The following is a 12008-nucleotide window of genomic DNA, read 5'->3' as shown; positions in this document are numbered from 1 at the left end:
ATTAAGCTCAGATGCATATAGAAAATGGGCAAACATATTCACGATGAGTATTGCTGGGTAATCTTTTGCATACATACATTTCACTGAATTAGATAAAGGAGAGAAACGCTATGAGACAACTGTTATCAGCATTATCCTATTTTAGTATTTTCTTCGCCCCGTTCCTGTTTCCCATCATTATTTGGATTGTTGCCAAAGACAACTATATTGAGGGACATGCTAAACGGGCCTTATTTTCGCATATATTCCCGTTTCTTGCGGCAATTCCGCTACTTTATTTCTTCGTTACCGCCCACAGTTTCGGTTCCGCTGTCGGATTTGTAATTCTGTTCTTTGTCATTTATGCATTAAGTTTTGTATACAATATCGTTAAAGGGATTCAAGTGCTGCGTGAATATGCCTGACCACAAGTTTTCACAATCAAGTTAAATTAAACATTCAAAAACCCGCCTTTCGGAAGAAGGGCGGGTTTCTGCATTCCGGTTACTTGTTTCCCTGACGCCACGGATTTTTCTGGACAGGACGCTTGCTGTTTATGGCTAGCACTTCCTCGGCAAACTCGGTATGATGCGCGTAAAGGTTTCCTTTGTTTTTCTTGAACTTGGAAGCCATTGCTATCACCTCCCCGGAACTTGATTTTAGTATGGCACCGGGTAATTCCGCTTATCCTTTGCCCCTATCGGCATTTGTTGGAACACTCGCCTTACGCCTGCCCCACCAAATAGCGCTGAAGAGTCGGCCCCAGTAAGCCAAAAGCAAGCAGTTCACTCTGAAACCGGGCTTTATCCTCTCCTGCTGTAATGCCTTCACTGTTCTCAAACGCCGTTTCCGTGGCATCTTCAAACGCTGTGTGCATATTGTTATTGTACCAGTCCAGGACAGCATCCGAATGATTGCGTACAATTCGAACGACTTCTAGCGAGTTCCCTGGCTGGGTTGCCGCAACGTATACAAGCAAAGACGGGTCCCCCGTATTTCCAGGCTGCACCTCAACTTCTGCACAAGACAATCCATCCACTTCGGTTAATCTGCGTATTTTGGCATCCTGAATGGCATACATTTGTTATCGCGCTCCTTTGTCCATTTCATGTACTTTGTTCGATCTGGTATCGGGTCTCCGGTGTTCCCAAGCGATATATCTCCCGATACACCTGCTGTAATACAGATTCATATGCACGGTTTACAGACTCCTCCGGCAAAGGGAATACCATTCCTGGAAAGGCTTCTTCCTCTTTTTCCTGCATTAGATTAAGCAGTCCCAGTAATTGTTCCGCCTCTTGAGGCGTCGCATGGATAACCCATTCATACGACGTTGCGTACAGGTCCGGAATAACGGAGCGCCCCATGACAGATACATAATAGGTCATACTGTCCATTTGCAAGTTCTCTCCTTCACAGGCATGTTGAGGCCGTTGTCCCTAGAACTAGTTTCCGAAGAGGACAGACATTTTATGCCTGCTTTCGGCATATATTTGTTACGACTTCTGACGAAAAAGACAACATTTGCTGGCTGTTAGCAACTTAAGCAGCCATTCGGATGAATGACTCGACTAAGAAAGGATGAACAAACCATGTGCGGTATAACCGGCTTCATACAGTGGAATCGGGACTTGACCCAGGAATCAGAGCTGCTGGTCCGGATGACGGACAGCTTGTCGAACCGGGGGCCCGACGCTTCAGGTACATGGATCTCCAATCCTTGTGCGTTCGGACATCGGCGTCTCAGCGTTATGGACCCGGAGAACGGGGCTCAGCCCATGCATGCGTTACAGGGAGACACCTCCTATACCGTCGTGTATAACGGAGAACTATACAATGCCCCCGAGTTGAAAAAGGAATTGCTCCAGCGGGGACACCATTTCCGCACACAATGTGATACGGAAGTGCTGCTCGCCTCTTATATTGAGTGGGGACCAGCCTGTGTTGACCGGTTTAACGGAATTTTTGCTTTTGCCATATGGGATGGTGGACGCGAACAGGTTTTTATCGCACGTGACCGCCTCGGGGTCAAACCCCTGTTCTACAGTAATGCAAAAGATACCCTTGTATTCGGCTCAGAGCCCAAAGCACTGCTCCTCCATCCGGATGTTGAAGCTGCTGTTGGCCCTGAAGGATTGGCAGAGGTATTTATTGTCGGTCCTGCCCGCACACCTGGACACGGCGTATATTCCTCGCTTAACGAGCTCAAACCTGCCCATGCGCTTATCTACAACCGAAACGGTATCAAAACCTATGCCTACTGGAAGCTGGAAAGTCAGCATCACGAACATAATCTGGAAGAAACAGCTGCCGAGGTGCGCAGCCTGTTGCAGGATACATTAGAACGGCAGCTTGCCTCGGACGTTCCCGTCTGCTCCCTGTTGTCAGGAGGACTGGATTCCAGCGCTTTGTCTGCTTTAGCGGTGGATTATTACAACCGTACCGGTCAGGGCCAAGTCAGCACGTATTCGGTCGACTATGTGGATAATGCAAAGCATTTTCAGGCCCATTCCTTCCAGCCTGGTGCTGATGGCCCCTGGATTAAGCGAATGGTGGATGAACTGAAGACGGATCATCACTGGATTGAGATTGAAAATGGTGAACTGGTTCATGCCCTGACTCAGGCGATGCTCGTGCGTGATTTGCCGGGCATGGCAGATGTGGATTCCTCCCTCTATCTCTTCTGTAAAGAAATCAAAAAAGGAGCCACGGTTGCCATTTCAGGCGAAGCGGCAGATGAAGTATTTGGCGGTTATCCCTGGTTCCATCGGGAAGAGATGCTGAACTCCGGTACATTCCCATGGTCTGTAGCGCCTGACATGCGAGCAGGATTGTTATCCCCGGACATTCGGGAATGGATCAAGCCGCTGGAATATCTCGCGGATCGTTATTCAGATGCTGTAGCTGAAGTGCCGTTACTCGATGGAGAAACTGGTAAGGCAGCCCAAATGCGAGTCATGTCCTATCTGAACATCACCCGGTTCATGCCTACACTCCTGGATCGAAAAGATCGGATGAGTATGGGCGCCGGGCTTGAAGTTCGGGTGCCTTACTGTGATCATCGTTTAATTCAATATGCGTTTAACGTCCCTTGGGAAATGAAAATGACAGGCGGACGGGAAAAAGGAATTCTGCGTAAAGCGCTGGAAGGTGTATTGCCTGACGATGTGTTATATCGGAAAAAAGTCCGTATCCGAAAACACATAACCCGCAGTACCTGGCGGCCGTTAAACAGCAGGTGCTTGATATTTTGGATGACGCAAGCTCTCCGATCTTGCCATTAATCGATAAAGCTCAAATTCGCAAATTGGCCTCCTCATCGGATGCTTCATCGAACCTGCCTTGGTTTGGACAGTTAATGTCGGGTCCACAGCTGTTTGCTTATCTGACACAGATTAACTCGTGGCTCCGTACGTACAAGGTGGCCATTCGGTAAGTTGTACTAAGGTTCACATGTATGGGTCAATATTAAAAATGGGTGTTTGGTGAACAGCATAGCTGATCTTACCAAGCACCCATTTTAATATATAAAACCAAAATAATATTCACTTTGAAATTTTGGTTGGAGGCCTTCCGCCTATCCATGGATTGCAACTGGATTTCGTTCAAGCAATCCACTGCCAAAGATCTCTCTGAACGGTGTATCCTCCATATGAATATAACCGATGTAACAGCCACACTTCTTCATGCCACACGGGCGATCTGCGGCTAAAGCTTCCAAACCATCGCGGTATAAATGTCCTATGATCCGACGATCTTTATAACATCTTTTACATGCCCTGACCCTTGCACATAAAATACCTGCGAACCAGCGGAACAGCGCTTGCCCAAGCTATCGTAATCCTGCAAATTCCCTTCAAACAGCGGGTCAATCGACCGTAAAAAGGCGACCTCATCTACGGTGTAATACTTCGGTCGATCTTTAAAGGCATTGATCCACATATATACATCTTTGGGTAAAGCCTGCCTCATCGATTCAATAGCCGGAAATGCACTGCGCAATCCAACCGTCCCCACACTAAAAGCAAGCCCCATCTCACGTAAAGTCAAACATTGTTTGACAAAGGAAGACTCCTTCGTCTCACGCGGGTGATAGGTCGCCCAAAATGCCGCTTTCTGATGATTCAGTTCACGGGCCCAGTCCAGTTTGACAGATAAATTGGTTTGGACTGCAATTTTGTCCACATGCGGCATATGTGACAGCTCTATCATGGCGTCCCGGTACCAGCGACGTACCAGGGCTTCTCCATACGGGTTAAAGAAAATCGAAAATTGATGTCCTGCGTTCTCCTGTTCACCCACCCAATTCACAAATTGACGAAGTTGTTGTTCATCCACTTCCAGCGTCTCCTTGGAATCTACCGTTTTGCTAAACGGGCAGTAGGGGCAGTCGTAATTACAGGACGACAGCTTGCCCCGATAATACAAGGTTGCTCTCATGAGAACACAAACCCTTCCATTTGTTCACGAACCTCAGCGGAGATGAGCCAATCTCCAATGGCATCCGAGTAGCCCAATCCCTCTTCTGTCAGACGCAGCACCTGGTTATCCTTATCGTCCTGCCCAAGCTCAGCCATGCCCTCTGACAGCAATTCACTCAACCATCCGTAGTCTGACATAACTTCCGTCCCGAATCGCTGATCATAATCCGACAGTGCCAATCCTTCCCGATGCAGCAAGGCTTTCAGAATAAAGCGGCGCTTCTGCTCCTCCCGACTCAGGACAATACCGTAATCGGCCACATCATAGCGCTCGGTCGCCACATAATCAGCAATGATGCTTTGTGTGGCCTTATAACTCACACCATACTTGGAAGCATAGTGTACTTCACTGGTATACGAGCGTGCACCGCATCCCAGACCAACCATGCCTTCCTCCTGACAACTGTAGGGCAGAAGCTCCTTACTGCCAAAAGAGGATTGCTCTTTGGCAAATCTGCGCATGGAATACTGGACATAGCCCCGGCTTTTTAAAGTCTCACGCGCAGCCCTGTAAAGCTCCATCCGGATATCCGGTCCCTGACGCTGAATATCGTCCGGTTTCACAATGGTATTCTCACGGGTGTACAGCGGATAAATGAAAATCTCACCCGGTTCATAGGAGAGGACACGTTCCAGGGAATACAGCCATGATTCCACCGTTTGTCCCGGCAGCCCATAGATCAGATCCAGATTCAACAAAGGAAATTCAAAACGCGCAAGTTTCTCAAGCGCGCGTTCCACTTCCTGCGGTTTCTGTGGACGGTAGATCGCAGCGGCTTCCGCTTCAATAAAACTTTGGATGCCCATGCTTACCCGGTCCACGCTTCGCGCCTTCATAATCTGCAGCTTCGCTTCCGTCACGGTATCCGGTGACGTTTCTACCGAGATCGAAGCTTGCGTCGGATCAAGCCCCATCACCTGTTCCGCAATATCAAACAAGCGGTTCAACTGCATTTCATTCAATAATGTGGGTGTCCCACCACCGATGGCAAACCTCGAATAGGGTCTGCGTGAAGTGAGTGGGGCCCACTGCCTGGCTTGCCGTTCCAGCGCATCCACATAACGTACATGGGTGTCATCACGGCGATCCGGCAGCGTGAACAGATTGCAAAATCCGCAACGAGCGGCACAAAACGGAATGTGCATATATAAAAAATACGTATCGGTATTCTCACGTTCCCACAACGGACCGAGCGGTAACGGCGGGTTCAAGTCCCGATATGCGGTCTTGTGGGGATACGAATATAAATAAGAGCGATAGGGTGAAGCAAGCACTTCTCTAAGACTGGTAGCTGTATTAGAGCCGGACTGTGCGGAATGACCTGCTGTCGTATGTTGAGATTGATCGTCCATCAGTTTCCTCCTTACTCCGGTTTGTTATCGTTCGTAGTACAAGCTGTCTCCAGCAGTTTCAGCAGTTCTATAAAACAAATTCACGGTAAGGCACATTCCAGACGACATCATGCGCCAGCCTGTGCCCCTGATAACCATCCTCACCATAGGCCGTGCCATGATCGGAAAAAGCAAGACAAAACGTAGGCCGTGAACGCTGCCTCATTGCATCAAACAATGGTCCGAGGGCCTGGTCTACATACCGAAGCGCAGCACGCTGTGTTTCTATTGAGTCCTCTCTTGCCCCTTCCACAAAATAGCGATTGGGTCCATGGATGGCAGACACATTTAGGAACAGAAACAGCTTTTCATCCGACGCGCTCTGCTCCAGCAGCTTCAGGGCATGCTGAACCTGATGCTCGGTCGATTTGGGATTGGTTACCCCAAAGTTCATCCGCCAGTAGCTCTGCTGGAAATAACCCGGCAGCACTTTGGCGAGCGGATTTTCTTGGTGAAGAAAATGACCCCGCCAATACAGATCGTACGGTACCCTTCAGCAGCGAACCCGGATACGATATCCGGTGTATCGAACAGCCAGGTATGCGGATGAGTCTTTAATCCGGTATTCCGGGAATGAAAAAGTCGCACATGGGAGGCTTTGTCCGTATTGGCAGGTGTAGGCATGAAGCCACCAAAAAAGGCATGATGTGCCGCATACGTAAAACTTCCCGGTGTATGACGCTGCTCCCAGGAACCCGAGCCACACAGGTTGGGGCAATTCTGTTCCTCCAGCTTTGCCACGTCATACCTCAACGTGTCCAGCGTAATCATTAACAGATCATGGGAGCCTACGATGGTGTTCATATCAGGCATGGTTGTAAGGCCCCTTTCGCAAAAGTTCCATTTCCCATTCATACGTTCCAAGTCCGTTATGCTGTACTCTGTACAACAAATCTCCGAACGGATTTACATCCAGAACATAAGCGTGGGGTTCAGTGCCATTACTGAGCATCACATCAATACCAGCAGACCATGAGTTGGGAAAGGCAGCCATCGCCGCTTTCGCTGCCGTCTGAACCCGTTCCATCTGCTGTCCATCCAGCCCCGCTTCTGCGGGCAGCAACCGCTCATTGCGTAAATGCAGATTGGTGATCGGTGTCTGACTAAGCCGTACGACGGCATGACCTGCTTGTCCGCCTGCCACAAGCTGGCGGATATCAAACACGCTTGAACCCAGAGACGCTTTGGCCATCCAGCGTTCAATCTGGGCACCCTCAGCACACAGCCAATCCATGAGCGCTGAAATCTCGGAAGTACATGTGTACCTGCGCATCCGGCCTTCATTATAAAAAATGGTCTTTCCTTGATCCCTCTCCATTCCCACCGTGGTTATGGCAATTTCAGCACCCGTTCGGGGATTAATTTGATAGGCAACAACGCCTGAAGCCCCGGAACCACACGCTAGCTTCACGAAAACGCGATTCATACCGGCTGTCTTCATTGCGATACGAAGCTCGGCAGCGTTTCTGATTGGTTCCGAAGAGGGGAGCATTGGAGGGACCTGAACCCCGTGTGAGTTTAGATGCTGCTGACATTTCCTTTTATCAAACATGATCGCAATGTCATGGGGATCATTCATGAACCGGGCATTGGGCCAATATTCCCGCGCTTCACAACCGATTCGTTCCAAACACGCCTTCCAGCCACGAAACCATTGGCCGGGTGCGTGGATTCGCCCCACTCCTGTTCAAGAACGAGTGTCTGTTCTGCCGAAATCATGCTTGCAGAAGTACCATCCTTTAACTGAGCTGTATCACTCACCATAGCTCCAAGAAAGAGCAGCTCACGCTCTACCTCCCATTCCTCACCAGGAGCATCCACTCGAATAAGAGGTATGTTAATCGCTCCATGAACTGAATCATGATTCGCATATGACATCGACGTTGGTGAAGATATCCACGGCTCTCCGTACATGTGCGTAGTCCCTCGCGCTCCCAGACATTGCTGTACAGCATCCGTTAAGGTTCCGCCCTGTCTCCAAGTTTGTAGCAAACAAGCATAAGGCAGCACAAGTGCAGGTTGTAAGCCAAGGCGCTGTCTTGCCTCCTGTAATCCAAGGGTACGACGATTGTTCGGGTTTCCAATTAACAATAACGGCTGCTCCAGAGTTTTATTCGAATCCTTCAATGGGCGTTGCAAATGTTGTTCCATCTCCGTCATGCCTGACATCATTTATTCCGTTAACGACGGGTAACGCCAGTCATCTTCATCACTCTGTTGTTGCTCGCTGACATCTACAGATATGCCAGAACGTTTCCAGCGAATGAGCATTTCGTCCGTCATGTAGTGGTAACTAAGATTAAGATGCTTAAGTTTTTTGATCTTGTCACTGGCAAGCAGCGCTTCGGCCCCTTCATCAGACAACGTGCCCTCCGACAGATCAAGAACTTCCAGTTGATCCAAAATCGGCGCCTCTGCTGCAGCTTTTGCAATCTCATCCTGAATCTCACTATCTTTCAGACCCAGGTAGACGAGCTTTGGAAACAAGCCTTGTTCCAAGAATGGAAGTACATCCTGAAGCGAACCATCGAACCCGTAATCCTCCACACCCAAATATAGTTCAAGTTTGCGCAATTCAGGCAACTTAGCGCGGGCAATTGAAGCTAATATGCCTTGGGGCAGACCACCGCAAATAATGATCAATTCTTCAAGTTTGGCATGCTCCATTGGCTCCAAACTTAGTCCGCTGCTGCCCTTTACTGAAAACGACTTCAATTCAGGAAAAGCAACCAGTAGTGGTGTGAGATCCGTCTGAATAATCCATGATACCTCGCATTCTTCAAAGCCCATATCTCCGATGAACAGTTTCTTCAAGGACGGAAAGCTTGGAGCCAATTCGGTGAGTGTTCCCAAGAATTCATCCGGCGAATTTTCATAAGCCTGTCCCCAGTCTCCAATAATCAGGCTCTCCAACGAACCAGCCTCCGGTTTGGCAGCCAGCTCCCTGATCAACGTTTCCATACGAATACCGTTCTCATAATCATCATAAGACACCGTAAGTTTCACTTCTTGCATAAGCAAATCCCCTCCGTTTGAGTTCATTGATGATTCAATTACCTTGAATGTTAACCCATACAGTACAAGACTTGCAACTTCTTCCAACCCCGGTCCTAATGCTCTGCTCAAACGTGAAATCTTCATATTTCCTTTATAGGTATAGGAACATACGTTCTAATGTTTATCCTAAGAAATTTGGGGTTTATTGGGGGTCTAACGTACTGGCTTTATTAAGTCAGCTCACTCATTTAAAAATAAAAAAACGTTAATGGTCGGTAAACCATTCCACAGGAATGATTCTTACCTTCCACTAACGCTTTGATATTGAAGCAAGGCTATGAATTCACCTTATACATTCATATTCGTATGAGCCGGTTCGGTTGACGCTCAGCCTTCCAGTGTGGATACGAGCGCTCTCAGCGCATGACCCCGGTGACTGATCGCCTGCTTTTGCTCCAACGTAAGCTCAGCCATCGTCATCTCGTATTCAGGCACATAGAAGAGTGGGTCATATCCAAATCCGCCACCACCGGCTGCTTCAGCTGTGATCCAGCCTTCCACCATGCCTTCTGATTCATACTTGATTCCGGTTGCCGGATCATATAACACCAGTGCACAGACGAAACGGGCCGGACTCAGCAGCGGCTGCTCGGTATCTTCACCGGATTTGAGCGATTCCAGCGTCTCAAGCAGCTTGGCATTGTTCTTCGCATCGGTTGCACCCTCGCCTGCATATCTCGCAGAATACACTCCTGGGTCACCGTCCAGCAGATCCACGCACAATCCCGAATCGTCAGCCAGGACAGGCAGCCCAAGGGCATCACCCACCGCTTTGGCTTTCTTCCAGGCATTCTCCGCAAAGGTTACGCCATCCTCAACAACATCCGGCAGCTCCGGATAGTCAAACATGCTTTTGACCTCTTTGCCCAGCGGAGCGAATGCATGAGCAAATTCACGTACTTTCCCCGCATTGCGGGTTGCAACAATGATAATTGAGCTATCCAGACTCATCTTAAGCTTCTCCTAATCCACGAGCACCGATCTTGAGTGCAATGGGACCAAGAACTTCTTTTTGACGCTCAATCATTTCCAGAATACCCTGTTCACCCAGCTCCAACATCGCGTTCAGCTCACGACGGTCAAATGGTGCTTCTTCGCCTGTTCCCTGAAGCTCCACATATTTCCCGCCGCCTGTCATCACCAGATTCATATCCACTTTGGCTTTGGAATCTTCATCATAGTTCAGATCCAGTACAGGTTGTTCTCCAACTACACCCACACTTACCGCGGCAATGAAATCTGTAATCGGGAACACTTGCAGTTTATGTTGTTGGGAAATTTTGTTCACAGCGAGAGCCAGAGCTACAAACGAACCGGTAATGGACGTTGTGCGTGTACCCCCGTCTGCTTGTATAACATCACAGTCCAGTGTAATCGTACGCTCACCCAGCGCCTGCAAATTAACGACTGAGCGCAGTGCCCGGCCAATCAGGCGCTGAATTTCCATGGTGCGCCCAGTCAATTTGCCGCGGTTCGCTTCACGCTGATTCCGGGTATGTGTTGCACGTGGCAGCATGGAGTATTCAGCCGTTACCCAGCCTTTACCCTGCCCTTTCATAAAGGGAGGAACACGTTCCTCCACAGTAGCTGTGCAAATAACCTTGGTATCTCCCACTTCAATCAGTACAGAACCTTCGGCGTATTTATTTGTGTTAATTGTTAAATTCATCGGGCGCAGCTGGTCGCTTGTTCGTCCGTTAGATCTCATCATTTCTGCCTCCTACGACTTAAGCATCCTGTAATGTCGAGCTTGTTCACACTTTTACTAATCCCTTCTATATTACCAAAGAGTTCAGTTAAAAGCATCCTGTCCCCAAAGAGTTCTGTCAACCTTACGCCAGAAGGCTCTTTGTGGCTTAAATTGGAATCTCGTTGATATATTCAGGCTTCGATACGGGGGCACTATAATCCCGATTATCATCACTCATGACTGTCTTTTGGCCATTCCATTCAATCTGGACTTTAGCTTCCTTGCCTGCTGTGTTCTCAGCCGTGGTCAACACGACGGATTGCAGCAGTTCACTTGGCACGACATCTCCCTCGGTAAACATGTCGTCTTTGAGTGCAACCGTTACGGTTCCATCCTGGGACGTTTTGACCGATTGCAGCTGGGTTCCGCCTGTCATAACCTCTTCCAGCTCCCCGCCTTTGGCTGGCCCCTTGATCAGTTCATTCAACGCCGCCTGCACCCGGTCTCCACCTGGTGTCACAAGACGTGTAACCGGAACATAATATTGGATGCCTGCTGGCGTAGCGGCTGAGAAATAAACCGTCACCGGACTGCTGTTGGTGGTGAATGTATCACCCAAATCGAGATTGATGCCCACCGCCCGGTTCAACGGTTCCGGCAGCGGTGTGCTGTTTACTGGCATTTGCGTCAGCTTTTTGCCGTCTACCCAGATCTGTACGTTCTGCACATCTGGTGTACCCGTGAGTGTCCAAGTGACAGCCTCCAGCATTTTGCGCTCGTCCTTGGCATCATACTTGGCGAAGTCGCCCGAGAACTCCACGACTGCCAGCTTGTCATCCGCATGAATCGTTACGTTCTGAACAACAGTGCCCTGCGGGAGAACGCCCTGAAATCCTTCAGGCAACATCCCTGCATAAGGACCGCCCGTCACGAGTGTATCCAGAGCTGTTTTGGGGCTGCTAACGTCCGTGCCCGACGGAAGCGTCATGGATACCGGAGCAAGCAAACCTTGCTGGTCCTGCAAATACACGGTTGTAAGCGGCAGCTTGGCGAGTGATCCGTTGCCTTCGGCCGCCTGAATCATAGCCGCTTCCTGAATCGGCGGCGGTGGATCGATTGCCTCGGAGGACTGTGCCCCAAACATGCCACATCCGGATAACACCACAGGAATACTCAACAGCGCAGCTGCAGAAGCTGTACGCAAATAACGGATCTTACTCATGATCACGTTCCCCCTCATCATTTTTACAGTTTGTACTACCATGTATACGAGCCTTTGCCCAAAAAATAACTACTTTTTAAACAAGTGCATCATGCATAAAGTCAAAAACAGGCGTTCCATCCCCATCGAAAGTAGCAAAGAAACCCAAAACGGTTAATAACGTATTAGGATACAAGCATAAGGACAT

Annotated in this window: 11 protein-coding genes and 3 pseudogenes; 2 read left to right on the top strand and 12 right to left on the bottom strand. The window is 49.1% G+C overall.

Going from position 1 to position 12008, the window contains the following annotated elements:
- The first annotated feature begins 110 nt into the window (after positions 1-110).
- On the top strand, positions 111-404 hold the full coding sequence (locus ACTWJ7_RS09360; protein ID WP_079347379.1) for a DUF4870 domain-containing protein: 294 nt from the start codon (positions 111-113) through the stop codon (positions 402-404).
- Between the two features lie 79 nt (positions 405-483).
- Here ACTWJ7_RS09360 and ACTWJ7_RS09355 read toward each other — a convergent pair whose 3' ends face one another.
- From ACTWJ7_RS09355 to ACTWJ7_RS09345, 3 genes are all read right to left on the bottom strand, one after another.
- Positions 484-612, bottom strand: a complete 129-nt coding sequence (locus ACTWJ7_RS09355; RefSeq protein WP_301881421.1) for a hypothetical protein — start codon at positions 610-612, stop codon at positions 484-486.
- Between the two features lie 91 nt (positions 613-703).
- A complete protein-coding gene (locus ACTWJ7_RS09350; RefSeq protein ID WP_079347381.1) occupies positions 704-1060 on the bottom strand; it encodes a hypothetical protein in 357 nt (118 codons plus the stop codon).
- A 25-nt stretch (positions 1061-1085) separates the two neighbouring features.
- A complete protein-coding gene (locus ACTWJ7_RS09345) occupies positions 1086-1376 on the bottom strand; it encodes a hypothetical protein (protein WP_443145363.1) in 291 nt (96 codons plus the stop codon).
- 195 nt (positions 1377-1571) lie between these two features.
- Between ACTWJ7_RS09345 and asnB the strand changes: the two are divergent.
- Positions 1572-3415, top strand: a pseudogene (gene asnB, locus ACTWJ7_RS09340) (asparagine synthase (glutamine-hydrolyzing)).
- Between the two features lie 141 nt (positions 3416-3556).
- Here asnB and ACTWJ7_RS09335 read toward each other — a convergent pair.
- From ACTWJ7_RS09335 to ACTWJ7_RS09295, 9 genes and pseudogenes are all read right to left on the bottom strand, one after another.
- Positions 3557-4419, bottom strand: a pseudogene (locus tag ACTWJ7_RS09335) (STM4011 family radical SAM protein).
- Complete coding sequence (locus ACTWJ7_RS09330; protein ID WP_301881416.1) at positions 4416-5813, bottom strand: STM4012 family radical SAM protein; 1398 nt, start codon at positions 5811-5813, stop codon at positions 4416-4418. The pseudogene ACTWJ7_RS09335 and the gene ACTWJ7_RS09330 overlap by 4 nt, the downstream one beginning before the upstream one ends.
- A gap of 67 nt (positions 5814-5880) precedes the next feature.
- Positions 5881-6665, bottom strand: a pseudogene (locus ACTWJ7_RS09325) (STM4013/SEN3800 family hydrolase).
- On the bottom strand, positions 6658-7482 hold the full coding sequence (locus ACTWJ7_RS09320; RefSeq protein WP_443145362.1) for an STM4014 family protein: 825 nt from the start codon (positions 7480-7482) through the stop codon (positions 6658-6660). Before ACTWJ7_RS09320 ends, ACTWJ7_RS09325 begins: the two are co-directional and overlap by 8 nt.
- A complete protein-coding gene (locus ACTWJ7_RS09315) occupies positions 7428-8012 on the bottom strand; it encodes a hypothetical protein (RefSeq protein WP_443145361.1) in 585 nt (194 codons plus the stop codon). The genes ACTWJ7_RS09320 and ACTWJ7_RS09315 overlap by 55 nt, the downstream gene beginning before the upstream one ends.
- A gap of 12 nt (positions 8013-8024) precedes the next feature.
- A complete protein-coding gene (locus ACTWJ7_RS09310; RefSeq protein WP_301881414.1) occupies positions 8025-8867 on the bottom strand; it encodes an STM4015 family protein in 843 nt (280 codons plus the stop codon).
- 369 nt (positions 8868-9236) lie between these two features.
- A complete protein-coding gene (locus ACTWJ7_RS09305; RefSeq protein ID WP_079347393.1) occupies positions 9237-9860 on the bottom strand; it encodes an XTP/dITP diphosphatase in 624 nt (207 codons plus the stop codon).
- Position 9861: 1 nt separating this feature from the next.
- Complete coding sequence (gene rph, locus ACTWJ7_RS09300; RefSeq protein WP_024632518.1) at positions 9862-10620, bottom strand: ribonuclease PH; 759 nt, start codon at positions 10618-10620, stop codon at positions 9862-9864.
- A 145-nt stretch (positions 10621-10765) separates the two neighbouring features.
- Positions 10766-11821, bottom strand: coding sequence for a GerMN domain-containing protein (locus ACTWJ7_RS09295; protein WP_079347395.1), 1056 nt, complete (start codon positions 11819-11821; stop codon positions 10766-10768).
- Positions 11822-12008 lie beyond the last annotated feature (187 nt).

The organism is Paenibacillus sp. 1A_MP2 (genome assembly GCF_052244825.1).
Classification (GTDB): domain Bacteria; phylum Bacillota; class Bacilli; order Paenibacillales; family Paenibacillaceae; genus Paenibacillus; species Paenibacillus vandeheii.
This window is presented reverse-complemented; position numbering and strand designations above follow the sequence as displayed.